The organism is Stenotrophomonas sp. Ste96 (assembly GCF_024519495.1).
Taxonomy (GTDB): Bacteria; Pseudomonadota; Gammaproteobacteria; order Xanthomonadales; family Xanthomonadaceae; genus Stenotrophomonas; species Stenotrophomonas bentonitica_A.
Map to the genome: position 1 here is coordinate 64547 of NZ_JALJRX010000004.1, position 24683 is coordinate 89229.

The window sequence follows — 24683 nt, forward strand, 5'->3', positions numbered from 1 at the left end:
AGACCCTGCCCATGACCGCCTCGCAACTCGATTCCGATGGACGCCTGCGCCACCTGCTGACCCTGGAAGGTCTGCCCCGCGAAACCCTGCTGCAGCTGCTCGACCGCGCCGGCCAGATCCGCGATGCGGCCGTCGGGCGGGTGGGCAACAAGCGCCACGTGCTCGGCGGCTCGGCGGTCTGCACGCTGTTCTTCGAACCCTCCACGCGCACCCGCAGCTCGTTCCAGCTGGCCGCGCAGCGGCTGGGCGCGGACGTGCTGAACTTCGATGCCTCCACCTCGTCCACCCGCAAGGGCGAGACCGCCTGCGACACGCTCAAGAACCTGGAAGCGATGGGCGTGCGCGGCTTCGTGGTGCGTCATCCCGATGATGGTGCGGTGGCGGCGCTGGCCGCCGCGGCGGGCGAGGGCACGGCCCTGGTCAACGCCGGTGACGGCCGCAGCTCGCACCCGACCCAGGGCCTGCTGGACATGCTGACCCTGCGCCAGGCCAAGGGCAGCGATTTCTCGAAGATGAAGGTCATCATCGTGGGTGACGTGAAGCACTCGCGCGTGGCCCGCACCGACCTGCACGCCCTGCGCACGCTGGGCGTCGGCGAGATCCGCGTATGCGGCCCGCAGTCGCTGCTGCCGGACGATGACACCCTGAAGGGCTGCATCGTCGGCGACGATTTCGACGCGATGCTGGAAGGCGCCGATGCGCTGATGATGCTGCGCCTGCAGCGCGAGCGCATGGAAGAAGGCCTGGTGCCCTCGCTGGAGCAGTATCACGCGCAGTACGGCCTGGATGCGACGCGCCTCAAGCGCGCCGGCACCGATGCCGCCGTGTTGCACCCGGGCCCGATCAACCGCGGCGTGGAGGTCACCGACGAGGTGGCCGATGGTCCGCAGTCGTGGGTGCTGCGCCAGGTCGCCAACGGCGTGGCCGTGCGCATGGCGGTGCTGGAAACGTTGTTGGGGTAAGCGGCCGGCACTACCGAAAATGCCATTACCGCTTCTGCGCGAACAGCCATTCCCACATCGCCGCATCGGCATAGGTGGCGTCCCAGGCGTTGTGGTTGCCGTCGGGGTACTCGGTGTAACGCACATCCTTCGCGCCGGCCTGCTGGAACGCGGCGTGCAGCTTGCGGTCGTCCTCCGGCGGCACCACGTCGTCCAGCGCGCCATGGAACATCCAGATCGGGACGTTGCGCAGGCGCTGGGCGATGGCCGCGTACGGATCGGCTTCGTGGGCGACGTCCTCCACGAACAGGGTGGGGCGCACTGCACGCGGCGCAAGCACCGCGCCGCAGACCGGCACGATGGCGGCGAAGCGGGTCGGTTCGGCCAGCGCGATGTTCCAGCTGCCGTAGCCGCCCATCGACATCCCGGTCAGGTACTGGCGCTGTGGATCCGCACCGAATTCGGCGATGGCCGCATCCAGTGCAGCCAGCGCGATGCGGTTGTTCTCGCCCGACCACTCCTGGTCATCCGGCGTCTGCGGCAACACCACCAGCGCCGGGAAGGTGGAGGCGTGCTGGCGCAGGTATGGCCCGAGCCCGGCCTGGGTCTGGCGGCGGCCGTCGCGGCCCCGTTCGCCGGAGCCGTGCAGGAACAGCACCACCGGCAGTTCGCCGCGTGAGGCCGCTGCGTTGCGCGGCACGAATACCTGGTAATACGCAGTCTGCCCATCCACCTTGACCGCGCGGCCGACGAACTGGCCCCCGGATGTTTCCGGCGTGCTCGCGCATCCGGCCACCGTCATCATCGCCACCGCCCACAGCAGCCAGCTTCCCCAACGTCGCGCCATTGTCGTGCCTTGTCTGAAATCGATTTCAGTCTAGGCCCGGTAGCGTGTCGGAGCATCTTGCAGTGCATCAGTCCGGGCGCGGCGCCGCGGCGAGGATGTCCAGCTGTTCGATGGCTTCAGGGTGGCCTTCGGCGGCTGCCGCCTGCACCTGGGCCAGGCTGGGGTGGACCACCAGCAGGATCGGGTTCTCGCACTGCGGGCAGTCGAACTGGGCTTCGTCTTCGTGCAGTTCCATCGGCATCTGCCGCGCGCTGCCCTGCCATTCGCAGGCAGCGCAGGTATACGTCGCGTCACGCCAACCGGGGACGAAATAATTGTCGAGGGTCACGGCCATGCGGGGTCCAGGGTCAGTGCAGCAGGATCAGGGTGGCCAGGCCGAGGAAGCTGAAGAAGCCCATGACGTCGGTGACGGCGGTGACCACCACGGTGCCGGCTACGGCCGGGTCGACGTTCATGCGCTTGAGCAGCAGCGGCAGCAGCACGCCGGCCAGGGCCGCGGCGCAGAAGTTGATGATCAGCGCCAGGGTGATCACCAGCGACAGCAGGAAGCTGTGGAACCAGAGGTAGGCGATGATGCCGACCACGGTGCCGATCAGGGTGCCGTTGATCAGCGCGACGCGCGATTCCTTCCACAGCAGGATGCGCGCATTGCTCTGGCCGACCTGGCCCAGGGCGATGCCGCGCACCATCAGGGTCAGCACCTGCACGGCCGCATTGCCGCCCACGCCGGCGACGATCGGCATCAGCACGGCCAGCGCCACCACCTTCTGCAGGGTCAGTTCGAACTGGCCGATCACGCTGGCTGCCAGGAACGCGGTGCACAGGTTGATGCCCAGCCAGACCACTCGGCCGCGCACGGCGCGCTTGATCGGCGAGAACAGATCTTCTTCTTCGTCCAGACCGGCGGCGCCCAGCGCCTGGTGCTCGGCCTGCGACCGGATGATGTCGACCACGTCATCGATGGTGATGCGGCCGAGCAGGATGTTGTTGTCGTCCACCACCGGGGCGGAGACCCAGTCATGATCGGAGAACTGGCGCGCGACTTCATCGGCGCTCTCGCCGACGTCGATCGCCGGCTGTTCGTCATCGATCAGGCGGTTGATCGGGGTGTTGTCCTCATGCGTCACCAGCGCGGCCAGCGAGAGGCGGCCCAGGTACTGATGGCGGCGGCTGACCACGAACAGGTGATCGGTGTGGTCGGGCAGTTCGCCACGCAGGCGCAGGTAGCGCAGCACCACGTCGACGTTGACGTCGGCGCGCACGGTCACCACGTCCGGGTTCATCAGGCGGCCGGCGCTGTCCTCGGGATAGGACAGCACCTGCTCGAGCCGCTCGCGGTTCTCGCGGTCCATCGACTTGAGGACTTCGTCGATGACCGTGTCCGGCAGATCCTCGACCAGGTCGGCAAGGTCATCGATGTCCAGGTCTTCGACCGCGGCGATGATTTCGTCCGGGTCCATGTCGGCCAGCAGGCTTTCGCGCACTTCCTCGCCGACGTGGACCAGTACCTCGCCATCGTCTTCCGGATCGACCAGGCCCCAGACAATCTCGCGCTTGCCCGGGGGCAGCGATTCGAGCAGGTTGCCGATTTCCGCCGGCGCCAAGGTATTGACCAACCGACGGACCGGACCCAACCGCCCGCTGTCCAGTGCATCGGACAACAGCCGCAGCTGGCGCGCCGTCTTGTCGTGGCGTACGGCTTCGGCCATGCGCAGCTCCTGCGGAAAAAGAAAAAGGCCGCTATCCGGTGGAGGATGCGGCATGGGCGGTGGTCACCGCGTCATTATCGCGTGCTTGTGTGTCAATCGGGTAGCGCGCGACCGTTGGCCGTGCCGCACATGCGACGTCGCGCGGTCAAGCGCGTATCGACCAACGGTCGATACCTACCGATGCAGGCCGGCCTTTTCGATCCAGCGTTCGATGCCACGCCGGTCGCGCGCCTGCAGCAGCTTGGGCGCCATCGCCTGCAGCACGGACAGGTCGCTGTCGCGCACCGCGCGGCGCACTTCCAGCAGGGTGCCCGGGTGCAGGCTGAATTCCGTCAGCCCCAGCGCCAGCAGCAGACGCGTCATCAGCGGGTCGCCGGCGATCTCGCCGCACACCGCCACCGGGATGTTGTAGGCCTGGCCGGTGCGCAGGATATGCGCCAGCAGGCGCACCACCGCCGGGTGCAGCGGTGAATACAGCTCGCCGACCGCCTCGTTGTTGCGATCGGCGGCGAGCAGGTACTGGACCAGATCGTTGGTGCCGATCGAGAGGAAGTCGACCAGATCGATGAAGCTCTCCAGCGCGATCGCCGCTGCCGGGACTTCGATCATCGCGCCGAACGGAATGTGTTCGGCCACCTCGTGGCCTTCGGCGCGCAGCAGCTCGGCCTGCTTGGCCAAGCGCCGGCGCACGGCGAGGATCTCCTCGCGGGTGCTGACCATCGGGATGAGGATGCGCAGCTTGCCGTAGGCCGAGGCGCGCAGGATCGCGCGCAGCTGGGTGTCGGCCACCTTCGGCCGCGCCAGCGACAGGCGCACGCCGCGCAGGCCCAGCGCCGGGTTCTCTTCGTTGCTCAGGGTCAGCCCGGTGCGGTCGGCCTTGTCCGCGCCCAGGTCCAGGGTGCGGATGGTGACCGGCCGTCCGCTCATGCCCAACGCGGCATCGCGGTAGGTCTCGAACTGCTCCTGCTCGTCGGGCAGCTCGTTGCGCTGCAGGAACAGGAATTCGGTGCGGTACAGGCCCAGCCCGTGCGCGCCCAGCGCATGGGCCTGGGTGACGTCTTCGCTGGATTCGGCGTTGGCCAGCAGCGCGATGTCGACGTTGTCGCGGGTGCGGCTGGGCTTGGTGCGCAGGCGCCCGAGTTCGCGCTGTTCGCGCGCATGCTCGCGCAGCCGCACGCGGTAATCGCGCAGGTCCGGTGCCTGCGGGTTGATGGTCACCGTGCCGTCGCTGCCATCCATGATCAGCACGTCGCCATCGGCGACCTTCTGCAGCACGTTCGGCACGTTGACGATCAACGGCAGGTGCAGGCTGCGCGCCAGGATCGCGCTGTGCGACAGCGCGCTGCCGCCGGCGGTGATGATGCCGACCACCCCGTGGGCCTGCAGCTGGGCCAGCTCGGACGGGGCGATGTTGTCGCAGATCAGGATCTCGCCGGCCATGCCTTTGACGTCCGGCGGGCGCTTCTGCAGGAAGGCATGGATGCGCCCGATCACATGGTCCAGATCGTCCATGCGGCTCTTCAGGTAGGCATCGTCCATGCCATCGAAGACCTTGGCCAGGCGGTCACGCTGCACGCGCAGCGCGTAGCCGGCGCTGTAGGGGCCACTGCGGATCAGCTCGTCCAGGCCGAACAGCAGTTCGGGGTCATCCAGCAGCAGCGCATGCAGGTCGAGGAACTCGCCGACTTCCTGGTTGAGCGCGCCATGCAGGCGCTGGCGCAGATCGTGCATTTCGCCGCGAGCCGCTTCCACGGCCACGTGCAGGCGCTCCAGTTCGGCCTCGACCTTGGCTGGCGGAATGCGCTGCTCGGCCACTTCCAGGGCGTGCGGCAAGCGCACCCGGGCGCGGCCCAGGGCGTTGCCGCGCGAGGCACCGTGGCCGGACAACAGCATCGCCCCGGACGCGGTCCGGGCCGGTGCGGAGGATCCCGGTCGCGGTTGCCCCCCCATGCTCAGTTGTCCTCGTCGAAACGCCGTTCGAACAGGGCCACCACCGCGTCCATCGCGGCGGCTTCATCCTCGCCGTCGATGCGCACGGTGACCGGGGTGCCCTGGCCGGCGGCCAGCAGCATGACGCCCATGATGCTCTTGGCGTTGATCTCACGGCCCTTGGCGGCCATGGTCACGTTGCAGCGGAAAGGCGCCAGCTCCTGCACCAGCTTGGCAGTGGCGCGGGCATGCAGGCCCAGGCGGTTGGAAACAGTGAGTTCACGTTCAAGCATCGTCGACAATCGCTCCATTGCGAGTGCCTGCCGCGGCTGTGGCAGGCAGTTGATCCAGTCCCTGTTCCGGATAATTCATCACCCGCATCAACATCGGCAGGCTCAGCGCCGAAACCCGGCGTGCCGGGGTGCCCAGACGAGCCAGTTGCCCGGCCAGATTGCTGGGGCTGGCGCCGTACAGGTCGGTCAGGATCAGCACGCCCTGGCCACTGTCCACCCGGCGCAAGGCGGCCGAGGCGAGCGGGAGCAGGACGTCCATATCTGCGTCGAACGGTACTTCGAAAGCTTCGGTCTTCAGCGGCAGGTGCCGCAGCAGACGGGTCGCCACGTCCAGCAGGGCCGTGCCGACACCGGGATGAGTTACGAGGAGAATGCCACAGGTCATTGCCGAACGTTAACAGGTCAACATGAATTGGCGATAGCACGCGTGAAAGACTGCTGTGTTCCGCGGTTCAGCGTGTCGATGACCTGTCCCGGGTCGGCGCAGGACAGGGCGATGGGGAGACGCCGCGTCGAGGGTCGGCCAGGCATGTCGCCACGCCCGGCCCCGGTACTTGCCGGCGGCCGCCGGCGATGCCGTTTTCAGTCAAGTTCGCGATGGAACGTGGCCACTTCCGGCCAGCCCTGGTCGCGGGCATGGCGGGCCATGCGCTCGGCCATGTAGACCGAGCGGTGCTTGCCGCCGGTGCAGCCGAAGGCGACCGTGACATAGCTGCGGGTGTCATTGCCCAGCCGTGGCAGCCAGGTGTCGAGGAAATCGACCAGCTGGCCGGCGTAGCGCTGTACGTCGGGCTGCTCGTCCAGGTGCTCGCGCACGCCGGCATCGCGGCCGGAGAGCGGGCGCAGCTCCGGGTCCCAATGCGGATTGGGCAGGACCCGTACGTCGAACACGAAGTCGGCCTCGGCGGGGACGCCGCGCTTGTAGGCGAACGATTCAAACAGCAGCGACAGCTTGTTGCCGTGGGCGAGCGCGAATTCGGTGACCACCTTGCGGCGCAGCTGGTGCACGTTGAGGCTGCTGGTGTCGATCACCGCATCGGCGGCACGGCGCAGCGGCGCGGTGAGTTCACGCTCGCGGGCGATCGCTTCGGGCAGCGACAGCCCCAGCTGGCTCAGCGGATGGCGGCGCCGGGTGTCGGCGTAGCGCTTGAGCAGGGTCTCATCGGTGGCATCGAAAAACAGCAGCTGCGCATCCAGGCCGGCGGCCTTGGCGTCTTCGCGCCAGTGCGAGAGCTGGGTCAAATCGCTCTGCGCGCGCACGTCGATGCCGACTGCCAGCCGGCGCGGCGCTTCGCGGCCCGGATCACCCAGCAGGCTGCGCACGAAATCCGGCAGCAGGTCGATCGGCAGGTTGTCCGAGCAGTAGTAATCCAGGTCTTCGAAGGTCTTCAGCGCGACCGTCTTGCCGGAACCGGACAGGCCACTGACGATGATCAGGGTGGCGGCGGTCGGGGCGGAGGCGGGGGCGGGGGTGGTCATGGCGTGCGGCGTTCCAACATGTTGCTGTGGCGGGCGATGAACATCGCGGCCGGGTCGATGCCCTTGGTCCGTAGGATGTGCAGGCGCGTGGCGGCTTCGGTCAGCACGGCCAGGTTGCGGCCGGGCATCACCGGCAGGGTAATCAGCGGCACATCCAGGTCCAGCACGTGGCGGGTACCCGAGTCGCCGGTCAGGCGTTCATAGCCGTAAGGGGTGGGCTCGGTCATCGGCTTGGTCAGGTGGACGATCAGCCGAAGGTACTTGTTCTTCTTTACAGCCGTGTCACCGAACATCTCGCGCACGTTGAGCACGCCCAGGCCGCGCACTTCCAGCAGGTCCTGCAGCAGCTCCGGGCAGGTGCCGTCGAGCACGTCGGGGGCGATCTGGGTGAATTCGGGGGCATCGTCGGCCACCAGGCGGTGGCCGCGGCTGAGCAGTTCCAGCGCCAGCTCGCTCTTGCCCGAGCCCGCTTCGCCGGTGATCAGCACGCCGATGGAGTAGATCTCCATGAATACGCCATGCAGGATCACCCGCGGCGCCAGCGTGCGCGCCAGGTGGTAGGACAGGTGGTTGAGCAGTTCGTGCCCACGCTTGGGCGAGATCCACAGCGGGGTCTGCGATTCGTCCGCAGCCGCGCGCAGGTCTTCCGGGCAGGACTGGTTGCGGGTGATCACCAGCGCCAGCGGATGGGACTGCATGATCCGCTCGATCGTTTCCCAGCGCTGGCGCGAGTCCAGCGAATCCAGCCAGGACAGCTCCTCGGTGCCGAGGATCTGCACCTTGTTGGGGTAGATCGCGTTGAGGTACCCGGCCAGCGAGGGGCGGCGGGAGACCTTGTTGCCGGCCTCCAGCTCACGGCGCTCGCCCTGCTGGCCGGCCACCCAGCGCAGGCTCAGGCGGTCGCGCTGCTGTTCGAACAGTTCGCGCGCGGTGATGCTGGTATTCATGCGGCACTCGCCGGCGGGGGGAATTCGATGACCCGACGCAGCGCGTCGCCGTCGCGCGCTTCGCGCAGCGCCTGGCGGATGGCCGGCTCGGAGAACAGCTCGGCCAGCTCGGACAGCAGCATCAGGTGTTGATGGGTGTAGTGCGCGGGCACGGCAATCGCGAAGACCAGATCGACCGGCTCATCGCCGCCGAACTCCACCGGCGATTCCAGCCGCAGCAGCGCGCCGCGGGGGCGTTCAAGCAGCGGGGCACGGCCGTGCGGGATGGCGATGCCGTGGCCGATCGCGGTGCTGCCCAGCGTTTCGCGCTGGCACAGGTTCTGGTACAGCAGCTCGGCGTTGGCTTCGCGGCAGGCCAGCAGGCGGGCTGCGGCCATCAGCACGCTGTCGCGATCGGCGGCCGGCAGCACTTGCGTGCGGACGGCCGCCAGAAGATCAGTCAGAGGCATGTCGGGGTGGAAACGAGGGCATCAGCCCTCATTGTCGCCCACCGGCAGCGGTTGCGGTGCGTGCTGCTGCTTTTTCTCTTTGTGCTTGATAACGAGGCGGTCGAGCTTGTCGGCCAGGATGTCGATTGCCGCATACATGGTCGGGCCGCTGGCGTCCGCGTGCAGAGTCTGCCCGGGAACATTCACACTCGCATCGGCATGGTGCTCCGGCTTGCGGATCGACAGTTGCACGCGGACCTCGCAGTGCTGGTCGAAATGCTTCCTCAGCCGTTCCAGCTTCGTCTCCACGTACTCGTTCAGAGCCGGGGTGATCTCAAGGTGGTCCTTGCCAAACGTCTCGATGTGCATCGGGTTTCTCCTTTGTTCGGATGTGCCAATGAACCTTCCCGCCGGGCGCGGTGGAGCGTCAGACGATTCGTACCCTTTCGTGCGAGGCGGAAATGTTCATGGCTTCACGATACTTCGCCACGGTGCGTCGCGCCACCGGTATTCCCGAGGTTTTGAGCAGGTCAGCCAGCTTGGCGTCAGAAAGCGGCTTGCGCGGGTTCTCGTCATCGATCAGGCGGCGCAGCATGGCCTGGATGGCGGTGCTGGAGGCTTCGCCACCGCTGTCGGTGTCGATGCCGGAGGCGAAGAACGCGCGCAGCGGCAGCGTGCCGCGCGGGGTGCGCACGTACTTGCGGGCGATCGCCCGGGAAATGGTGGATTCGTGCAGGCCGAGCTCGCCGGCCACTTCCCGCAGGGTCAGCGGGCGCAGGGCCTGTTCGCCGAACTCCAGGAAGGCGGCCTGCTGGTCGAGCAGGCAGCGCATCACCCGCAGCAGGGTCTCGCCGCGGGCCTCCAGGCCCTTGAGCAGCCAGCGCGCCTCCTGCAGATGGGCGCGCATGTAACCGGCGTCGGCCTCCCCGCAGCGGCGGATCAACTGTTCGTAGCCGCGGTGGATGACCACCCGCGGCCCAGCGTGGCCGGCCAGGGCCGCGCGCCAGACGCCGTTCTGGCGCCAGACCACGCAGTCGGGCACCACGTAGCTGTCGTGGGAGAGCTCGCCGATCTGGGTGCCCGGGCGCGGGTCCAGCGAGCGCAGCAGCTGCACCGCCACCTCGACCTCGGCCAGCGGCTCGCGAAGCTCGTGGGCGATGCCGGCCACGCCGCTGCGCGGCAGGCGCTCCAGCGGCCCATCGGCGATGCGCCGGGCCAGGGCCAGGCCGGGGGTATCGGCGGGCAGTACCAGCAGCTGCAGGTCCAGGCACTCGCCCAGGCTGCGCGCACCCACCCCGACCGGGTCGAAGCGCTGTATCTGGTGCAGGACGGTCAGGATTTCGGCCTCGTCGGCCTGGATGGCCGGGCGCAGGGTCTCGGCGATGGCCGTGAGCGGCTCGCGCAGGTAGCCGTCCTCTTCGAAAGCGTCGATCAGGGCCGCGCCGATGCTGCGGTCGCGGACCGACAGGTGCGACAGGTGCAGCTGCCAGAGCAGGTGGTCGGCCAGCGATTCGGTCTCGGCCACGCGTTCGGCGGCACTGCCGTTGTCGTCATCGTCGAAGGAGCCGCCACTGCTGCCGCTGGTCCAGTCGCCTTCGCCGGGCGACCACTCGTCGCCGGCGGAGACCTGGTGCTCGCCATCGGCATGGGTATCGGCGGGGGCGGGCGGGGGACTGTCCTCGCCGGGGCTGGCCTCGAGCGCCGGTTCAGCGTTCTCGGCCCAGTCCAGCAGCGGGTTGGTTTCTACCGCCTCGTTGATTTCCAGCTCCAGCTCGGCGCTGGACATCTGCAACAGCTTGATCGCCTGACGCAGCTGCGGCGTCATGACCAGGTGTTGCCCCATCGATGTCTGCAGCCGTGCTTTCATGCCTGTGCCGAACGGAAGGAAGGCGTTGCGGCGGCCGCTGGATCAGAGCTTGAAGGTATCCCCAAGGTAGACGCGGCGGACGTCGGCGTTGGCCAGGATCTCGTCCGGCGCGCCCTGTGCCAGCACGCTGCCCTCGTTGAGGATATACGCGCGGTCGCAGATTCCCAAGGTTTCGCGGACATTGTGGTCGGTGATCAGCACCCCGATCCCGCGCTGCTTGAGATGGGTGACGATGCGCTGGATTTCACCGACCGAGATCGGGTCGACGCCGGCGAACGGCTCATCGAGCAGGATCAGGCGCGGTTTGGCCGCCAGCGCGCGGGCGATTTCACAGCGGCGGCGCTCACCGCCGGAGAGGCTGGCCCCGAGCTGGTCGGCCACGTGGTTGATCTGCAGTTCGTCCAGCAGGCTGGCCAGTTCCTTTTCGCGGCCGGCCTTGTCCAGGTCCTCACGCAGTTCCAGCACCAGGCGCAGGTTGTCGGCCACGGTCAGCTTGCGGAACACCGAGGGTTCCTGCGGCAGGTAGCCCACGCCCTGCTTGGCGCGGGTGTACATCGGGTCGCTGGTGATGTCCTTGCCGTCCAGCACGATGCTGCCGGCATCGGTCTCGACCAGCCCCACGATCATGTAGAAGCAGGTGGTCTTGCCGGCACCGTTGGGGCCGAGCAGGCCGACCACTTCACCGGCCTCCAGGGTCAGCCCGAAATCCTTGACGACTTCACGCTGCTTGTAGCGCTTGCGCAGGCCTTTGGCGACGAGCATTACTTCTTGCTCCCGGCGGCGGGCGGGGTGGCGGGCTTGGCCGCGGGCGTGGCCGGCTTGGCCGCCGGGGCGGCCGGTGCGGCGCCCTTGTTCTTGGGCTGGATCACGGTGCGCACGCGGGTGCCGTCGCCACCGCTCTGCATGTTGCCGGTGCGCGTGTTGTAGGTCATTTTCTGGCCGCTGTTGGTGCCGCGCGGCGACTCGACCTTGTAGTTGCCGGTGAGGATGATCACTTCGCTGTTGACGTTGTAATCCATGTTGTCGGCCCAGGCCTTCATCTTGGAGCCGTCATCCATTTCCTGCTCCAGCGTGGCCTGCTTGCCGGTCAGCACGACGCGTTCGATATCGCCGTTCTTGCGGAACAGATCGGCGTTGGCCGCATGGATCACCAGGGTGCCCTGGGTGATCACCACGTTGCCGGTGAACGTGCACTTGCCCGCATCGTCGGTCAGGTTGCAGTCGTTGCTGTTGGATTCCAGGTTCATCGGCTGGTTGCGGTCGGACGACTTGGCCAGCGCCACGCCGGGCAGCAGCAGGGCGAGCAGCGCGAGCTTAGCGGGCAGCGTTCGGTTCATAGCGGGTCTTGACCTGTGAAAGGAGTTTGTACTGCCGGGTTTTCATGTCGGCTTCAAAGCCGACGCCTGTCTGTGACAGGCCCGGGCGGGTCATGGTGACCCGGGCATCGGTCCTGGCGCGGTTCTCGTTCGGGAACACGTCCAGATGATCGGTGCGGAAGGTGGTGGGCACAACGCCGGGGACCTTGGGGCTGTCGCCGCTGACGTTGCCGATGAGCTTGAGCTGGTCGCCCTTGGCGCTGACCCAGCCGCTGTCCCCGCGCATCTCCCAGTGATTGCCGTCCTGGTCGGGCAGCAGGAACACCGGGGTGGTCAGGGTCATGGTTTCATCGCTGCGCGCACGCTCCAGCAGCGGGGCGCGCAGGGTGGTGGATTCCTTGCCCTGTTCGTCCAGCGCCACGATCTGGAAATCGTGCAGCACGTAATCCTTGGTGGCATCCTCGCCCTCGGCCACGGGGGCCTTGTCGCGATGGTGCAGGGCCAGCCAGCCGGTCAGCAGTGCGGCGACCAGGAGCAGGCCGCCGATGGCGGTACGCACGTTCATGCGCCGAACCTCGCCAGCACGGCGTCCACATGGCCCTGTGCGGCCAGCAGGACATCGCACAGCTCACGCGCGGCACCCTGGCCACCGTCGCTGCGGGTCTGCCAGTGCACGCGTTCGGCGATCCACGGGTGGGCATTGGCCGGCGCGACCGCCAGGCCGACCGCGCACAGCGGGCCGAGATCGGGCAGGTCGTCGCCCATGAAGGCCACCTGGTCCAGGCCGATGCCGTGCTGCCCGCACAGCGCCTTGACGCTGGCCAGCTTGTCGCCGACCGCGATCTGGGTATCGATGCCCAGGTCCGCGCCGCGCTTGAGCGCGGACTGGCTGTTGCGCGCGGTGATCAGCACCGGGTGGATACCGTGGTGTTGCAGCAGTTTCAGGCCGAGTCCGTCCTGCACGTAGTACGCCTTGCTCTCGTTGCCATCCTTGTCGTAGTAAAGCCGACCGTCGGTGAGCGTGCCGTCCACGTCGAAGCACGCCAGCCGGATACGGCCGGCGACGGCATGCAGGTGGGACGGGAAACCGGGCAACGGGGAGTAGGGCATCGTCTGGGGGCAGCTCAGCTGAATGGAGGAAGGCAACTGTGGTTTAAACCACCCGGGCCCGCAACAGGTCATGAATGTTGAGCGCGCCGACCAGATGGCCGTCGGCATCGACCACCATCAAGCCGTTGATCTTGTGGGCTTCCATCAACTGCGCGGCCTCGGCCGCCAGCTGGTCGGCACCGATGGTGCGCGGGCCGCGGGTCATCACATCGGCGATCTTCGCGCTGCGCACGTCCAGGTCGGTATCCAGCGCACGGCGCAGGTCGCCGTCGGTGAACAGGCCGATCAGGTGGTTGTCCGCGTCCACCACGGCGGTCATGCCCAGGCGCTTGCGGCTCATCTCCACCAGGGCTTCGCTGAGGCTGGCGCCGACGTCCACGCGCGGCAGCTCATCGCCGCTGTGCATGACATCGGTGATGTGCAGCAGCAGGCGGCGGCCGAGGCTGCCGGCCGGGTGCGAGCGGGCGAAATCATCGGCGGTGAAGCCACGCGCATCGAGCAGGGCCACGGCCAGTGCATCGCCCATGGCCAGCGAGGCGGTGGTGCTGGAGGTTGGGGCCAGTGCCAGCGGGCAGGCCTCGGCCGGTACGCTGACATCCAGGTGAACGTCGGCGGCGCTGGCCAGGCTGGACTGCGGCCGGCCGGTCATCGCGATCAGGCGGTTGCCCTGGCGCTTGAGCACCGGCAGCAGCATCAGCAGTTCGTCGGACTCGCCCGAATAGGACAGCGCCAGCACCACGTCGGCCTCGGTGATCATGCCCAGGTCGCCGTGACCGGCTTCACCGGGGTGCACATAGAAGGCCGGGGTGCCGGTCGAGGCCAGGGTAGCGGCGATCTTGCGGGCCACATGGCCAGACTTGCCCATGCCGGTGGCGACCACGCGGCCCTTGCCCTGCAGGACCAGTTGGCAGGCCTGGCTGAATGCCTCGCCCAGCCGCTCGGCGACCGCGCCCAGCGCATCGCGCTCGATCTCGAACACGCGGCGGCCGCTGGCGACCAGTGCCGCAGCGTCGGCCGGATGGGGGAGTTGGGGCGAGACAGCCATGCGAGCGCCACGTGGAAGAGTAGAATGAGCGCTCATTTTATTAGGAAAGCCCGTTGGACGCCGAGACCATCCGCAATCTGATCGAAACCGGCCTGCCTGGCGCCCGCGCGGACGTGCAGGGTGACGACGGCGTGCACTTCGAGGCCACCGTGGTCTGCGACGCCTTTGCCGGCAAAATGCCGCTGGCCCGCCACCGCATGGTCTACGCGACCCTGGGCGATCTGATGGGCGGGGCGATCCACGCGCTGGCGCTGAAGACGGTCACCCCGGCCGAAGCGGGCGGTTGATTCCGGGGTACCCCTCACGGTTATCGTTTCAGCCGACCCACGGTCGGCTACCCAGACCATTCAGCCGACCCACGGTCGGCTCTACCTCATTCCAAGTAGATTCCATGGCCAAGATCGTAGTGACCGGCGGCAAGCCGCTGCACGGTGAAGTGAACATTTCCGGCGCCAAGAACGCTGTCCTCCCCATCCTGTGCGCGACCCTGCTGGCCGATGCGCCGGTGGAGATCACCAACGTGCCGCACCTGCACGATGTGGTCACCACCGTGAAGCTGCTCGGCGAGCTGGGTGCCAAGGTCACCATCGACCAGGGCACCCTGTCGCGCGGCAGCGCGATCGTGGTCGACCCGCGCTCGGTGGACCAGCACGTGGCGCCGTATGAGCTGGTCAAGACCATGCGCGCCTCGATCCTGGTGCTCGGCCCGCTGCTGGCCCGCTTCGGCGCGGCCGAAGTGTCGCTGCCCGGCGGCTGCGCGATCGGCTCGCGTCCGGTCGACCAGCACATCAAGGGCCTGCAGGCCCTGGGTGCGGAAATCACCGTCGAGAACGGCTTCATCAAGGCCCAGGCCAAGCGTCTGAAGGGGGCCCACTTCACCTTCGACATGGTCAGCGTCACCGGTACCGAAAACGTGCTGATGGCCGCCGTGCTGGCCGAAGGCACCACCGTGCTGGACAATGCGGCGATGGAGCCGGAAGTCACCGACCTGGCGCACTGCCTGATCGCGCTCGGCGCGAAGATCGAAGGCCTGGGCACCGCCCGCCTGACCATCGAAGGCGTCGAGAAGCTCTCCGGTGGCCGTCATGAAGTGCTGCCCGACCGTATCGAAACCGGCACCTTCCTGGTCGCCGCGGCGATGACCGGCGGCAAGGTCACGGTCAACCGTGCCCGCCCGAACACCATGGACGCGGTGCTGGCCAAGCTGGTGGAGGCCGGTGCGCACATCGAGACCACCGAGGACAACATCACCCTGGACATGGGCGGCAAGCGCCCGCGTGCGGTCAACCTGACCACCGCGCCGTATCCGGCGTTCCCGACCGACATGCAGGCGCAGTTCATGGCGCTCAACTGCGTGGCCGACGGCGTGGGCGTGATCAACGAAACGATCTTCGAAAACCGCTTCATGCACGTCAACGAACTGCTGCGCCTGGGCGCGGACATCCAGGTGGAAGGCCACACCGCGATCGTGCGGGGTGCCGAGCAGCTCAGCGGCGCCCCGGTGATGGCCACCGATCTGCGCGCCTCGGCCTCGCTGATCCTGGCCGGCCTGATGGCCGAGGGTGATACCACCATCGACCGCATCTACCACCTGGACCGCGGCTACGAGAACATCGAAGAGAAGCTGTCCTCGCTGGGCGCCACCATCCGGCGCGTCGCGGCATGATCCTGCGCGGCCGGTTCACCCGCCGCCGCAAGGCGCTGCTGGTCCTGGTGCTGATCGTGCTGGCATGGCTGGGCTACGCCTGGTATGCCGGCATCGCGATCACCCAGGGCATCCAGCAGGAAGACATGGACTGGAACGCCGACGGCACGGTCAGCCGTACCGAGGTGTTCCAGTCGTTCTATGCGGTCGGCGTGGACAAGAGTGTCGACGGCAACCGCCACTGCAGCACCTACTACTGGCGCGATACGCGGCAGCAGATCCGGGTGGACTGCAAGACGGTTTTCGGCGAGGCCAAGCCGGAATGAAAAAACGCCCGCGGAAGCGGGCGTTTTTCTGGGTCAGTTCATGCCTTTGATCGTCAGGTCCAGCGCATCCTTGCCGCTCTCACGCTGCAGCAGGCGCGCGGGCACCGGGAACTCCGGCACGATCCAGGCGATCAGTTCCTTGTTGCCGTCCACGCGCGAGACCTTCGTCGCGTCGTAGGACTTGCCGGCCACGGTGATCTTTTCCTTGCCGACCACCTTGTAGGACATCGGCTTGATCCGGCCTTCGTCGACCATGCGGTAGTTCAGCGGCTTGCCGGCAGCCAGATCCCGCGCGATCGCCAGGTTGATCAGCAGGGCGTCCATGTCGCCGGCCTTGAGCGCGACCGGGCCGCGACGGTCCGGCTTGACGTCGCCGGTCCAGGTCGCCTGGTTGCTGGTCCAGTTGTAGTTGGCGTCCACGTTGCGCTTCTTGACCAGCAGCACCGAGCGGTCGTTGCTGCTCAGCGGGCGCAGGCGGCCGTTGGCTTCCTCGAAGACGGTGTTCTGGCTGAGATCGGCCAGCTGGTTCTTGACGTTGAGGCTGTAGCGCCACTTGTTGGCGCCTTCGCTGGTGAGGGTCATGGTGCCATTGGCCTGCATGCCCATGTAGCTGGCCTGGTAATCGGCCTTGAACGGCTGCAGCGCCATGGCGGGCAGGCTCACGACAGCCAGGGCGCCAGCGGCGATCCAGGTCAGCGGACGGTTCAGTGTGGTCATGCTCAGACTCCTTGGTATTCGATCAGGCGCAGATCAATCCGATCTTCGCCATCTTCGCGTTGCAGGATGCGCACCGGCGTGGGAACACCGTTGGCGATCCAGAGGATGGTTTCATCGTTGCCGCCGTTGGTGCGGTACACCCGCAGCGCGTTGTAGGACAGGTCGCCCACCGGCACGTTCTCCGTGTCCGGCGCGGCCTGGTAGTCGTGCTGGCGGACGCGGCCCACGTCCACATAGCGGTAGTGCATCTGTCCGCCGGGGCGGGCGTCGCGCATGATCGCCAGATTCAGCAGCAGCGCGCTCTGGTCGCCGGGCTGCAGCGGGATCGGCTGGCGGCGTTCCTTCTTCAGATCGCCCAGCCACTGCGCGGTGCCGGCCTGCCAGTCATAGGTGCCGGTCACCTTCTTGCCCAGGAACAGGCCCTTGCGGACGGTGCTCTGGCTCAATGGCACGTAGGTGCCGTTGCGGTTCTCGAACACCGTGCTCTGCTCCAGGTTCAGGCCGAGCACGCTGGCAAAGCCGCTGCGGCCCACCACCTGCATGTCCACCCGCCACTGGTCGCCACCGGTGTGGGTGACGCGCATGGTCGCATCCCCGGCCTGCTTGCCCTTGTAGAGGGCCTGGTAGGTGGCGGTGAATGGCTGCAGCGGCGGCGCCTCCCAGTCCATTGCAGGCAGGGCGGGCAACGGGGGTGTCGCCGTCTCCTGCGCGTGGGCAAGGGCGGCGGTGCACAACAGGGAGGCCATCAGCAGCACGGGCTTGAACAAAGGCGTTCTCATGCGGGCCGGTCGGTGGGGGAAGGGGAAGAATGCCAGCGCCGGGATCAGCGGCGTGTGTGCGCGGCGCTTATCGGTTCAGCTGTCCGGCGCAATCTAGGCGCAGCGGGCTAAACAGGGGGTGACCGTCGAGCTGGAGCTGACCTGCCTGTTCAGTTACGCGGCCGCTGACCAGCAGCCCCAGGCTGGCGATCAGCAGCGGATGCTCCACGGCCAGCACCCGCAGGGCCAGCGCTTCGGCGGTGTCACCGGCCTGCACCGGCACGCGGGCCTGGGCAAGCACGGTGCCGGCATCCAGTTCGGGCACCACGAAGTGCACGCTGGCGCCGTGCTCGGCATCACCGGCTTCCAACGCGCGCGCATGCGTGTGCAGCCCCTTGTACAGCGGCAGCAGGGAGGGATGGATGTTGACCAGGCGGCCATCGAACCGCGCCACGAAGGCCGGGCCGAGGATGCGCATGTAACCGGCGCAGACGATCCAGTCCGGGGCGAACGCGTCCAGCGCATCGGCCATCGCCGCATCGAAGGCGGCGCGGTCCGGGAAGTCCCTGGGCGAGCGCGCCCAGCGCTGGGCCGGGCCGACCTTGAGCAGGGCCGAGGCCTCGGGTTTGTCCGAGAGCACGGCCACGACCTGCGCATCCAGCCGCTGCGCGGCGATGGCGTCGAGGATGGCCTGCAGATTGCTGCCCCGGCCGGAGGCGAGTACGGCGATACGGCTGCTCATGCGGTTTCGAAGGCCGCCTTGACTGCCGGGCGCGACAGCACCACCAGGGTGAACACGCCCAGGGCGGTACCGAACGGCATGAAGATGCAGGCGATACCGGCCACCACCATGCACAGCAGGTAACGCCGGCGCTGCGCCAGGCAACGCCCGGCATAGGCCATGTACCCGGCCAGCACCAGCCCGGCAGCGCAGCCCAGCCCACCGATCAGCACGAACACCCACCCAAGCAGGCGCGGATCGAACGGCGGCGGCGCCTCGCCCGGCGCCAACGGCGGTGGTGCGGCGAAGATGACGGCCACGCCCATCAACAGATAGATCAGCGGGAACAGCGAGAACAGCGCGGTCAGGCCGGCCAGTACATAGTGGAAGACCGACAGCAGTTGCAGCTGCGAGGTATCAACCGCGGTGCCCGGCACGGCCGGCGCCGCTGCGGCGGGCAGCGACGGCGGTTGGGCAGCGGCCTCCAGGCGGGGCTCCATGACCGGGCTCAGCCGATCTTGACGCGTTCGGTGCCATCGGCGGGGGTCACGGCACCGATGGTCCAGTGGTCCAGCCCCTGCGCGGTGACGGCGGCAGCGACCGAGGCCACCTGGTCGGCGGCCACGATCAGCACGAAGCCGATGCCGCAGTTGAAGGTGCGCCACATCTCGCTGTCGGCCACCGCGCCTTCCTTCTGCAGCCACTGGAACACCGGCGGCAGGGTCCAGGCATCGGCCTGGATGTCCAGGCCCAGGCCCTCGGGGACGACGCGGATGATGTTTTCGGTCAGGCCGCCACCGGTGATGTGGGCCATGCCGTGGATCGCCGCGCCATGGGTCTTGAGCAGCGCCAGGATCGGCTTGACGTACAGGCGGGTCGGCGCCATCAGGGCATCGACCAGCTTGACCCCGCCCTCCAGTTCCAGGTCGGCCGGCTGGCCGGCGCGGTCATAGATGCGGCGCACCAGCGAGTAGCCGTTGGAGTGCGGGCCGGAGGAGGCGATGCCGATCAGCACGTCGCCGGCGGCCACGCTCGCGCCGTCCTTCAGTTCGCTCTTCTCGACGCCGGCGACGGTGAAGCCGGCCAGGTCGTACTCGCCCGGGGCATACATGTCGGGCATTTCAGCGGTCTCACCACCGATCAGCGCGCAACCGGCCTCGGTGCAGCCGTTGGCGATGCCGCCCACGACCGCTGCCGCGGTATCGATGTCCAGCTTGCCGGTGGCGAAATAATCCAGGAAGAACAGCGGCTCGGCGCCCTGGACCAGCACGTCGTTCACGCACATGGCGACCAGATCGATGCCGATCGTGTCGTGGCGGCCCAGCTGTTGTGCGAGCTTCAGCTTGGTGCCCACACCGTCCGTTCCCGAGACCAGGACCGGCTCGCGGTACTTGCTGGAGAGGTCGAACAGGGCGCCGAAGCCACCCAGGCCCCCCATGACTTCCGGGCGGAAACTGCGCTTCACCAGCGGCTTGATGCGCTCGACCAGCTCATTGCCCGCGTCGATATCGACACCGGCATCGCGGTAGGTCAGGGGAGAGGGGTTGGACGGGGAATTGGTCACGGGCGTCGGCGCTGCGCTGGGGTGAAAGCGCGATTTTAACAGGCCACGTTGGCGCGCAGGCCCTATTCGGGCAACAATTCCCCCCGGATACGCTCAATGGAAGTCCTGATGCGCCGCAGCCTCTTTTTCATGATGTTCCTCGCGCTGTGCCTGCCGGTGGCCTCGATGGCCCAGAGCGGCCTGCGCACCGAAGGCGATGTGGCCACCGCCAGTGGCGCTTACGAGGCCGAGGTCCCGGTCAACAGCCAGGCCGATTCGGACCGCAACGGTGCCCTGGCCAGGGCGCTGGGCAATGTGCTGGCCAAACTCTCGGGCGACCGCAGCGTGATGAGCCGCCCCGGGGTGATGCAGGCCCTGCGCAACGCCAAGGATTACGTGGCCAGCTATGACTACCGCCAGGACCAGAGCACCTCGGCCGGCGGCGCCCCGAGCTACCGCACGATCCTGGTGGCGCGCTTCCGCGAGGATGACGTCGACGGGCTGATCTCGGCCCTGGGCCTGCCGCTGTGGCCGCAGCCCCGCCCGAAGCCGGTGATCTGGCTGGCCATCGACGATGGCTCCGGCCCGCGTCTGGTCACCGTGCAGCAGGCCAACGCGGCCCGCCCGCTGCTCAACCGGGCCATCGAACGCGGCTACAAGCTGGGCCTGCCCTCGGGCAGCGCGGCCGAGCAGGCGCTGGTCGGCGCGATCTGGCGCCAGGACACGGCCGCCGTTGCCCGCGCCTCGGCGCGCTATGCCCCGCCGATGCAGCTGATCGGCAAGCTCTACCGCGATGGCAGCGGCTGGGTCGCCGACTGGGTATTCGTCGATGGCGGCAAGGAACTGAACAAGTGGAGCACGAAGGACAGTGATGCCCGCCGCGCCATGGCCGGTGGTGCCGACGGCGCCGCCGATGCGCTGGTGCGCCGTTACGCCAAGGCCGGGGCCGCCACCGGTGCCGCCGGGACCTACACGATCGTGGTGCTGGGCCTGAACAGTGCCGAGGACTACATGCGCCTGGCTGCCGGCCTGCGCGAGACCGCGGTGGTGCGCAACGTCACCCCGGTGCGCGCCTCGGGCGACCGCCTGGAGCTGTCGCTGGAGCTGACCACCGGCCTGCCCGGCCTGAACCGCATGCTGGGCGACAACGGCGTGATCGCGCCGACCGCGCCGCTGGCCCTGCCGGTGCCGATCGATGAAACCAACCCCTCGGCCCTGCCGCCGCCCGCCAGCAACGAGTACCGCCTGCGATGATCCTTACCCCCGAAGCGGAAATCGCGCAGTTCCTCAGGCGGTTGAAGTATGTGCTGGTGGCGCTTGCCGCCGGCTGGGTGATCTGGCTGCTCGGCCCGATCCTGACCCCCTTCGTGCTGGCCCTGGCGCTGGCCTGGCTGGGCGATCCGCTGGTCGACCGGATCGAGGCCACCGGCCGCTCGCGCAACACCGGCGTGGTGCTGGTGTTCGTCGCGATGATCCTGCTGATCACCGCCGCGCTGCTGATCCTGGTGCCGATGATCGAGCGCCAGGTCGCCACGCTGGTGGCGGCGATTCCGCAGGCACAGCAATGGCTGATGGAAAAAGGCATCCCGTGGTTCGAGCAGAAGACCGGGCTGGAGGTCATGCAGTGGATGGACCCGGACCGGCTGATCGAATGGGTGCGCAGCCACTGGCAGCAGGCCGGTGGCTTCGCCAAGACCTTCTTCGGTTACGTGCAGCGCTCGGGCTTCACGATGGTCACCTGGGTGGTCAACATCCTGCTGCTGCCGATCCTGGCGTTCTACTTCCTGCGCGACTGGGACAAGCTGGTCGAGCGCGTGGCTTCGATGATTCCGCGCAACCACGTCGGCACCATCACCAACCTGGCGCGTGAATCGGACGAGGTGCTGGGGGCATTCATCCGCGGCCAGTTCCTGGTGATGATCGCGCTGGGCGTGGTGTACGCCGCGGGCCTGTCGCTGGTCGGCCTGAAGCTGGGCCTGTTGATCGGGCTGGTGGCCGGCCTGATCAGCTTCATTCCCTACCTGGGCGCGACCACCGGCATCGTGATGGCCGTGGTGGCCGCGCTGGTGCAGGCGCAGGGCTTCGATCTGAAACTGCTGATCCTGGTCGGCGTGGTGTTCACCGTGGGCCAACTGCTGGAAAGCTACGTGCTGACCCCGCGCATCGTCGGCGACAAGATCGGCCTGCACCCGGTGGCGGTGATCTTCGCGGTGATGGCCGGTGGGCAGCTGTTCGGCTTCCTGGGCATGCTACTGGCGTTGCCGGTGGCGGCGGTCAGCAACGTGCTGCTGCGCTATGCGCACCAGCGCTATCGCCAGAGTGATCTGTATGCCGGTGAGAAGTCGGCGATCGTGCTCGATGCCTACGTCGACAAGCCCGAGATCGTGATCGTGGGCACCCCGAAGGGGCCGGACGCGCAGTGAGTGTCGTGCCGCAGTTGCCGCTTGCCCTGCGCTACCCGCAGGACGAGCGGCTGGAGACCTTCATCGGTGCGCCGGATGGCGCACTGGCGCAGCTGCGCGCCATCGCCGTGGGCGCGGCGCACGACTGGGTCTACCTCGAAGGCGCGCCGGGCACCGGCAAGACCCACCAGGCGCTGGCGATGTGTTCGCTGGCCGAACAGGCCGGCCGCCAGCCGACCTACCTGCCGCTGAAGGCGGTGGTCGGACGCACCCGCGCCGCGCTGGAATCGCTGGAGGGGCGCGACCTGGTCGCGCTGGACGGGCTCGACGCCGTAGCCGGGCAGCGCGAAGACGAAGTGGCGCTGTTTGATTTCCACAACCGTGCGCGCGCCGCGGGGATCACCCTGCTGTACACCGCGCAGCACGCCCCGGACCAGCTGGGGCTGGTGCTGCCGGACCTGCGCTCACGCCTGCAGCAGTGCGTGCGCGTGGTGCTGCAGCCGCTGGACGACGAAGGCCGTGCGGCGGTGCTGCGCGAACGCGCGGCGCGACGTGGCCTGGCCATCGACGAGGCCGCCATCGAATGGTTGCTGACCCGTACCGGCCGCGAGCTGGGCAGCCTGGTCAGCCTGCTGGACTGGCTGGACCGCGAATCGTTGGCGGCGCAGCGCCGCATCACCGTACCGTTCCTGCGCCAGGTCCTTGAAGACGGCCCACACCGCCTGTAGCGCCGACCGTTGTTCGGCTGCCCGGGAGACGGCCCCACCGTGTAGAGCCGACCGTTGGTCGGCTGCCAGGGAGACGGGCCCGCACCGCGTAGAGCCGACCGTTGGTCGGCTGCTCTGGTGGGCTCGGGCGGAGAGCAGCCGACCAACGGTCGGCTCTACCACCGGGTCGCCCAAGGGGGGGATGCCCGCGGTGTTTTACCCGTGCGGGGATTGCAGCTGCGCATCCAGCTGCGCCAACCGTTCCGGCGTGCCCACATCGGTCCATCGGCCGCGATGGTGCTGGCCGGTCACACGGCCCTGCGCCATCGCATGGCGCAGGAGGGGCACGAGGCTGAACTGCGGCGGTGTCGCGCCGGCCCCGGTGGTGTCGCCGATCACCGCCCGCCAGCCATCGAGGATCGCCGGGCGGTACACGCCGATACCGGCGTAGGTGAGCCGCGCGCTGTCGCCGTCATCGCTGACGTGGCCATCGTCGTGCAGGATGAAATCACCGCGCGGGTGCTGCGCGGGATTATCGACCAGCACCAGATGCGCATCGCCGGCAGGCGTGCGCGGCAACCTGGCGACCTCCATATCCGTCCACACATCGCCGTTGATCACCAGAAACGGTGCGTCGCCGAGGATCGGCAGGGCATTGAGGATGCCACCACCGGTTTCCAGCGGCACGGCGCCCTCATCGATGAAGTGCAGGCGCAGCCCCCAGCGCGCACCGTCGCCCAGCGCGGGTGCGAACTGGTCACCCAGCCACGCGGTGTTGATCACCACCTCATCGATGCCGGCTGCGGCAAGCCGCTCCAGATGCCACACGATCAGCGGTTTGCCACCGGCGACCAGCAGCGGCTTGGGCGTGTGCAGGGTCAGCGGGCGCATGCGCTCGCCTTTGCCGGCCGAGAAGATCATGGCCTTCATGGGCGCGCCAGCACGGGTTCGGCGATGCGGGCCAGCGCCGGTTTGATCCGCAGTTCGAACAGATCGAGCAGGGGTGCGAGCTGCGGATGACGCGGCAACACTTCATCCAGATAGCCGATGAAGCGCGGTGCATCCTCGAAGTAGTGACCTTTGCCATCGCGGTCGCGCAGGCGCACGAACAGGCCGAGGATCTTCAGGTGGCGCTGCACGCCCATCCAGTCGGCGTCGCGCAGGAACTGCGGCCACGGCCGCACCGGCAGACCGGCGGCCAGGGCGAGTGCGTGATAGCGCGCCAGCCAGGCGTCCACGCGTTCGATCGGCCAGCTCAGGAACGCATCCTTGAACAGGCTGACCGGGTCGTAGGCGATCGGCCCGCGCACCAGGTCCTGGAAATCCAGCACCGCCGGCCCCCCATCGATCGGCATCAGGTTGCGCGGCATGAAATCGCGGTGGGTCAGCACCTGCGGCTGCTGCAGGGCGTTGTCCATCAGCAGGCGGTGCATGCGCTGCAGGTTCTCGATCTCGCCGCAGTCCAGTTCCAGGCCGAGGTGACGTTGCAGGAACCAGTCGTCGAACAGCCCGGCATCGCGCTGCAACAGCGCCTCGCCGAAGCTGCCCATGCCCTCGGGCACGGGGATCGACTGCAGCCGGATCAGCTGCGCGAAGGCGGCATCGAACCAGGCATCGGCGTTGTCGTTGTCGATATGGCGCGCCAGCGTCGGGCCGCCCAGGTCTTCCAGCAGCAGGAAGCCGTTGTCCTCATCGCGCGCCAGGACCTGCGGCACGCGCACGCCGTTGGGCTCGAGCAGGTCGTGCATGCGCAGCCACGGGCGCACATCCTCCAGCCCGGGCGGGGAGTCCATCACGATGTGGCTGCCGCGCGCGCTGGTGGCGCGCCAGTAGCTGCGGAAACCGGCATCGACCGACGCACGATCAAGCGCAGTGGCCGGGTCGCCGAGGGCGGCACAGGTCCACTGCCGGCGGTGTTCGGCGCGCAGCGGATCGGAAGCGGGATCGTTCATG

30 protein-coding genes are annotated in these 24683 nt (G+C 68.1%); 7 read left to right on the forward strand and 23 right to left on the reverse strand.

The window, feature by feature from the left end; translation table 11 throughout:
* Nucleotides 1-11: 11 nt before the first annotated feature.
* Nucleotides 12-962, forward strand: coding sequence for an aspartate carbamoyltransferase catalytic subunit (locus OC373_RS12410; RefSeq protein ID WP_019185395.1), 951 nt, complete (start codon nucleotides 12-14; stop codon nucleotides 960-962).
* A gap of 25 nt (nucleotides 963-987) precedes the next feature.
* Here the strand turns inward: OC373_RS12410 and OC373_RS12415 are convergent, their stop codons facing one another.
* The 16 genes from OC373_RS12415 to OC373_RS12490 all read right to left on the reverse strand — a co-directional run bounded on the left by OC373_RS12415 (nucleotide 988) and on the right by OC373_RS12490 (nucleotide 13911).
* The gene (locus OC373_RS12415; RefSeq protein WP_261997784.1) at nucleotides 988-1788 is read right to left on the reverse strand and encodes a prolyl oligopeptidase family serine peptidase; all 801 of its coding nucleotides are present in this window, start codon (nucleotides 1786-1788) and stop codon (nucleotides 988-990) included.
* Nucleotides 1789-1855: 67 nt separating this feature from the next.
* Nucleotides 1856-2122 (reverse strand): hypothetical protein, encoded by a 267-nt coding sequence (locus tag OC373_RS12420; RefSeq protein ID WP_046274053.1) that lies wholly within the window; start codon nucleotides 2120-2122, stop codon nucleotides 1856-1858.
* Between the two features lie 13 nt (nucleotides 2123-2135).
* On the reverse strand, nucleotides 2136-3497 hold the full coding sequence (gene mgtE / locus OC373_RS12425; protein WP_019185398.1) for a magnesium transporter: 1362 nt from the start codon (nucleotides 3495-3497) through the stop codon (nucleotides 2136-2138).
* 174 nt (nucleotides 3498-3671) lie between these two features.
* Nucleotides 3672-5390 carry a phosphoenolpyruvate--protein phosphotransferase gene (gene ptsP / locus OC373_RS12430; protein ID WP_261997785.1) on the reverse strand — a complete coding sequence of 573 codons (1719 nt, stop codon included), beginning with the start codon at nucleotides 5388-5390 and terminating at the stop codon, nucleotides 3672-3674.
* A gap of 59 nt (nucleotides 5391-5449) precedes the next feature.
* A complete protein-coding gene (locus tag OC373_RS12435) occupies nucleotides 5450-5719 on the reverse strand; it encodes an HPr family phosphocarrier protein (RefSeq protein ID WP_019185400.1) in 270 nt (89 codons plus the stop codon).
* The gene (locus tag OC373_RS12440) at nucleotides 5712-6104 is read right to left on the reverse strand and encodes a PTS sugar transporter subunit IIA (RefSeq protein ID WP_019185401.1); all 393 of its coding nucleotides are present in this window, start codon (nucleotides 6102-6104) and stop codon (nucleotides 5712-5714) included. The genes OC373_RS12435 and OC373_RS12440 overlap by 8 nt, the downstream gene beginning before the upstream one ends.
* A gap of 197 nt (nucleotides 6105-6301) precedes the next feature.
* Nucleotides 6302-7198, reverse strand: a complete 897-nt coding sequence (rapZ, locus tag OC373_RS12445) for an RNase adapter RapZ (RefSeq protein WP_019185402.1) — start codon at nucleotides 7196-7198, stop codon at nucleotides 6302-6304.
* Nucleotides 7195-8145 (reverse strand): HPr(Ser) kinase/phosphatase, encoded by a 951-nt coding sequence (gene hprK / locus OC373_RS12450; RefSeq protein WP_019185403.1) that lies wholly within the window; start codon nucleotides 8143-8145, stop codon nucleotides 7195-7197. The genes rapZ and hprK overlap by 4 nt, the downstream gene beginning before the upstream one ends.
* Nucleotides 8142-8594: a PTS sugar transporter subunit IIA gene (locus OC373_RS12455; RefSeq protein WP_019185404.1), complete on the reverse strand. Its 453-nt coding sequence runs from the start codon at nucleotides 8592-8594 to the stop codon at nucleotides 8142-8144. The genes hprK and OC373_RS12455 overlap by 4 nt, the downstream gene beginning before the upstream one ends.
* A gap of 21 nt (nucleotides 8595-8615) precedes the next feature.
* Nucleotides 8616-8942, reverse strand: a complete 327-nt coding sequence (gene raiA, locus OC373_RS12460; RefSeq protein ID WP_046274055.1) for a ribosome-associated translation inhibitor RaiA — start codon at nucleotides 8940-8942, stop codon at nucleotides 8616-8618.
* Between the two features lie 58 nt (nucleotides 8943-9000).
* Entirely contained in the window at nucleotides 9001-10440 is a 1440-nt protein-coding gene (locus OC373_RS12465) for an RNA polymerase factor sigma-54 (RefSeq protein WP_019185406.1), read from the reverse strand.
* Nucleotides 10441-10482: 42 nt separating this feature from the next.
* Complete coding sequence (lptB, locus tag OC373_RS12470) at nucleotides 10483-11202, reverse strand: LPS export ABC transporter ATP-binding protein (RefSeq protein WP_019185407.1); 720 nt, start codon at nucleotides 11200-11202, stop codon at nucleotides 10483-10485.
* Nucleotides 11202-11777 (reverse strand): lipopolysaccharide transport periplasmic protein LptA, encoded by a 576-nt coding sequence (gene lptA / locus OC373_RS12475; protein WP_070426778.1) that lies wholly within the window; start codon nucleotides 11775-11777, stop codon nucleotides 11202-11204. The genes lptB and lptA overlap by 1 nt, the downstream gene beginning before the upstream one ends.
* The gene (lptC, locus tag OC373_RS12480) at nucleotides 11755-12321 is read right to left on the reverse strand and encodes an LPS export ABC transporter periplasmic protein LptC (RefSeq protein ID WP_019185409.1); all 567 of its coding nucleotides are present in this window, start codon (nucleotides 12319-12321) and stop codon (nucleotides 11755-11757) included. The genes lptA and lptC overlap by 23 nt, the downstream gene beginning before the upstream one ends.
* Nucleotides 12318-12866, reverse strand: coding sequence for an HAD hydrolase family protein (locus OC373_RS12485; protein ID WP_070426779.1), 549 nt, complete (start codon nucleotides 12864-12866; stop codon nucleotides 12318-12320). Before OC373_RS12485 ends, lptC begins: the two co-directional genes overlap by 4 nt.
* A gap of 43 nt (nucleotides 12867-12909) precedes the next feature.
* The gene (locus OC373_RS12490) at nucleotides 12910-13911 is read right to left on the reverse strand and encodes a KpsF/GutQ family sugar-phosphate isomerase (RefSeq protein ID WP_019185411.1); all 1002 of its coding nucleotides are present in this window, start codon (nucleotides 13909-13911) and stop codon (nucleotides 12910-12912) included.
* 53 nt (nucleotides 13912-13964) lie between these two features.
* Between OC373_RS12490 and OC373_RS12495 the strand changes: the two genes are divergently transcribed.
* The 3 genes from OC373_RS12495 to OC373_RS12505 all read left to right on the forward strand — a co-directional run bounded on the left by OC373_RS12495 (nucleotide 13965) and on the right by OC373_RS12505 (nucleotide 15882).
* Nucleotides 13965-14198: a BolA family protein gene (locus OC373_RS12495; protein WP_019185412.1), complete on the forward strand. Its 234-nt coding sequence runs from the start codon at nucleotides 13965-13967 to the stop codon at nucleotides 14196-14198.
* Nucleotides 14199-14302: 104 nt separating this feature from the next.
* The gene (gene murA, locus OC373_RS12500) at nucleotides 14303-15577 is read left to right on the forward strand and encodes a UDP-N-acetylglucosamine 1-carboxyvinyltransferase (protein ID WP_261997786.1); all 1275 of its coding nucleotides are present in this window, start codon (nucleotides 14303-14305) and stop codon (nucleotides 15575-15577) included.
* Nucleotides 15574-15882 (forward strand): EF-hand domain-containing protein, encoded by a 309-nt coding sequence (locus tag OC373_RS12505; protein ID WP_261997787.1) that lies wholly within the window; start codon nucleotides 15574-15576, stop codon nucleotides 15880-15882. Before murA ends, OC373_RS12505 begins: the two co-directional genes overlap by 4 nt.
* A 33-nt stretch (nucleotides 15883-15915) precedes the next feature.
* Here the strand turns inward: OC373_RS12505 and OC373_RS12510 are convergent, their stop codons facing one another.
* The 5 genes from OC373_RS12510 to purM all read right to left on the reverse strand — a co-directional run bounded on the left by OC373_RS12510 (nucleotide 15916) and on the right by purM (nucleotide 19642).
* The gene (locus tag OC373_RS12510) at nucleotides 15916-16599 is read right to left on the reverse strand and encodes a DUF3108 domain-containing protein (protein WP_019185415.1); all 684 of its coding nucleotides are present in this window, start codon (nucleotides 16597-16599) and stop codon (nucleotides 15916-15918) included.
* 2 nt (nucleotides 16600-16601) lie between these two features.
* Nucleotides 16602-17345 (reverse strand): DUF3108 domain-containing protein, encoded by a 744-nt coding sequence (locus OC373_RS12515; RefSeq protein WP_261997832.1) that lies wholly within the window; start codon nucleotides 17343-17345, stop codon nucleotides 16602-16604.
* 100 nt (nucleotides 17346-17445) lie between these two features.
* Nucleotides 17446-18099 carry a phosphoribosylglycinamide formyltransferase gene (gene purN, locus OC373_RS12520; RefSeq protein ID WP_019185417.1) on the reverse strand — a complete coding sequence of 218 codons (654 nt, stop codon included), beginning with the start codon at nucleotides 18097-18099 and terminating at the stop codon, nucleotides 17446-17448.
* Entirely contained in the window at nucleotides 18096-18578 is a 483-nt protein-coding gene (locus tag OC373_RS12525; RefSeq protein ID WP_019185418.1) for a hypothetical protein, read from the reverse strand. The genes purN and OC373_RS12525 overlap by 4 nt, the downstream gene beginning before the upstream one ends.
* An 8-nt stretch (nucleotides 18579-18586) precedes the next feature.
* The gene (gene purM, locus OC373_RS12530; RefSeq protein ID WP_019185419.1) at nucleotides 18587-19642 is read right to left on the reverse strand and encodes a phosphoribosylformylglycinamidine cyclo-ligase; all 1056 of its coding nucleotides are present in this window, start codon (nucleotides 19640-19642) and stop codon (nucleotides 18587-18589) included.
* A 108-nt stretch (nucleotides 19643-19750) separates the two neighbouring features.
* Between purM and OC373_RS12535 the strand changes: the two genes are divergently transcribed.
* Genes OC373_RS12535 through hda form a run of 3 tightly spaced genes read left to right on the forward strand, consistent with a single transcriptional unit; the run spans nucleotide 19751 to nucleotide 22751 of the window.
* Nucleotides 19751-20875: a DUF2066 domain-containing protein gene (locus OC373_RS12535; RefSeq protein WP_235319018.1), complete on the forward strand. Its 1125-nt coding sequence runs from the start codon at nucleotides 19751-19753 to the stop codon at nucleotides 20873-20875.
* Complete coding sequence (locus tag OC373_RS12540; protein WP_046274061.1) at nucleotides 20872-22044, forward strand: AI-2E family transporter; 1173 nt, start codon at nucleotides 20872-20874, stop codon at nucleotides 22042-22044. Before OC373_RS12535 ends, OC373_RS12540 begins: the two co-directional genes overlap by 4 nt.
* Nucleotides 22041-22751, forward strand: coding sequence for a DnaA regulatory inactivator Hda (hda, locus tag OC373_RS12545; RefSeq protein WP_046274062.1), 711 nt, complete (start codon nucleotides 22041-22043; stop codon nucleotides 22749-22751). Before OC373_RS12540 ends, hda begins: the two co-directional genes overlap by 4 nt.
* 195 nt (nucleotides 22752-22946) lie before the next feature.
* Here the strand turns inward: hda and murU are convergent, their stop codons facing one another.
* Entirely contained in the window at nucleotides 22947-23660 is a 714-nt protein-coding gene (gene murU / locus OC373_RS12550) for an N-acetylmuramate alpha-1-phosphate uridylyltransferase MurU (protein WP_261997788.1), read from the reverse strand.
* Nucleotides 23657-24682 (reverse strand): phosphotransferase, encoded by a 1026-nt coding sequence (locus OC373_RS12555; RefSeq protein ID WP_261997789.1) that lies wholly within the window; start codon nucleotides 24680-24682, stop codon nucleotides 23657-23659. The genes murU and OC373_RS12555 overlap by 4 nt, the downstream gene beginning before the upstream one ends.
* Nucleotide 24683 lies beyond the last annotated feature (1 nt).

Bases quoted from the DNA above. Each gene is read 5' to 3' on its own strand.
- OC373_RS12410 (WP_019185395.1), top strand. From the start codon at position 12: ATGACCGCCTCGCAACTCGATTCCGATGGACGCCTGCGCCACCTGCTG.
- OC373_RS12415 (WP_261997784.1), bottom strand. From the start codon at position 1,788: ATGGCGCGACGTTGGGGAAGCTGGCTGCTGTGGGCGGTGGCGATGATG.
- OC373_RS12420 (WP_046274053.1), bottom strand. From the start codon at position 2,122: ATGGCCGTGACCCTCGACAATTATTTCGTCCCCGGTTGGCGTGACGCG.
- mgtE (WP_019185398.1), bottom strand. From the start codon at position 3,497: ATGGCCGAAGCCGTACGCCACGACAAGACGGCGCGCCAGCTGCGGCTG.
- ptsP (WP_261997785.1), bottom strand. From the start codon at position 5,390: ATGCTGTTGTCCGGCCACGGTGCCTCGCGCGGCAACGCCCTGGGCCGC.
- OC373_RS12435 (WP_019185400.1), bottom strand. From the start codon at position 5,719: ATGCTTGAACGTGAACTCACTGTTTCCAACCGCCTGGGCCTGCATGCC.
- OC373_RS12440 (WP_019185401.1), bottom strand. From the start codon at position 6,104: ATGACCTGTGGCATTCTCCTCGTAACTCATCCCGGTGTCGGCACGGCC.
- rapZ (WP_019185402.1), bottom strand. From the start codon at position 7,198: ATGACCACCCCCGCCCCCGCCTCCGCCCCGACCGCCGCCACCCTGATC.
- hprK (WP_019185403.1), bottom strand. From the start codon at position 8,145: ATGAATACCAGCATCACCGCGCGCGAACTGTTCGAACAGCAGCGCGAC.
- OC373_RS12455 (WP_019185404.1), bottom strand. From the start codon at position 8,594: ATGCCTCTGACTGATCTTCTGGCGGCCGTCCGCACGCAAGTGCTGCCG.
- raiA (WP_046274055.1), bottom strand. From the start codon at position 8,942: ATGCACATCGAGACGTTTGGCAAGGACCACCTTGAGATCACCCCGGCT.
- OC373_RS12465 (WP_019185406.1), bottom strand. From the start codon at position 10,440: ATGAAAGCACGGCTGCAGACATCGATGGGGCAACACCTGGTCATGACG.
- lptB (WP_019185407.1), bottom strand. From the start codon at position 11,202: ATGCTCGTCGCCAAAGGCCTGCGCAAGCGCTACAAGCAGCGTGAAGTC.
- lptA (WP_070426778.1), bottom strand. From the start codon at position 11,777: ATGAACCGAACGCTGCCCGCTAAGCTCGCGCTGCTCGCCCTGCTGCTG.
- lptC (WP_019185409.1), bottom strand. From the start codon at position 12,321: ATGAACGTGCGTACCGCCATCGGCGGCCTGCTCCTGGTCGCCGCACTG.
- OC373_RS12485 (WP_070426779.1), bottom strand. From the start codon at position 12,866: ATGCCCTACTCCCCGTTGCCCGGTTTCCCGTCCCACCTGCATGCCGTC.
- OC373_RS12490 (WP_019185411.1), bottom strand. From the start codon at position 13,911: ATGGCTGTCTCGCCCCAACTCCCCCATCCGGCCGACGCTGCGGCACTG.
- murA (WP_261997786.1), top strand. From the start codon at position 14,303: ATGGCCAAGATCGTAGTGACCGGCGGCAAGCCGCTGCACGGTGAAGTG.
- OC373_RS12505 (WP_261997787.1), top strand. From the start codon at position 15,574: ATGATCCTGCGCGGCCGGTTCACCCGCCGCCGCAAGGCGCTGCTGGTC.
- OC373_RS12510 (WP_019185415.1), bottom strand. From the start codon at position 16,599: ATGACCACACTGAACCGTCCGCTGACCTGGATCGCCGCTGGCGCCCTG.
- OC373_RS12515 (WP_261997832.1), bottom strand. From the start codon at position 17,345: ATGGCCTCCCTGTTGTGCACCGCCGCCCTTGCCCACGCGCAGGAGACG.
- purN (WP_019185417.1), bottom strand. From the start codon at position 18,099: ATGAGCAGCCGTATCGCCGTACTCGCCTCCGGCCGGGGCAGCAATCTG.
- OC373_RS12525 (WP_019185418.1), bottom strand. From the start codon at position 18,578: ATGGAGCCCCGCCTGGAGGCCGCTGCCCAACCGCCGTCGCTGCCCGCC.
- OC373_RS12535 (WP_235319018.1), top strand. From the start codon at position 19,751: ATGCGCCGCAGCCTCTTTTTCATGATGTTCCTCGCGCTGTGCCTGCCG.
- OC373_RS12540 (WP_046274061.1), top strand. From the start codon at position 20,872: ATGATCCTTACCCCCGAAGCGGAAATCGCGCAGTTCCTCAGGCGGTTG.
- murU (WP_261997788.1), bottom strand. From the start codon at position 23,660: ATGAAGGCCATGATCTTCTCGGCCGGCAAAGGCGAGCGCATGCGCCCG.
- OC373_RS12555 (WP_261997789.1), bottom strand. From the start codon at position 24,682: ATGAACGATCCCGCTTCCGATCCGCTGCGCGCCGAACACCGCCGGCAG.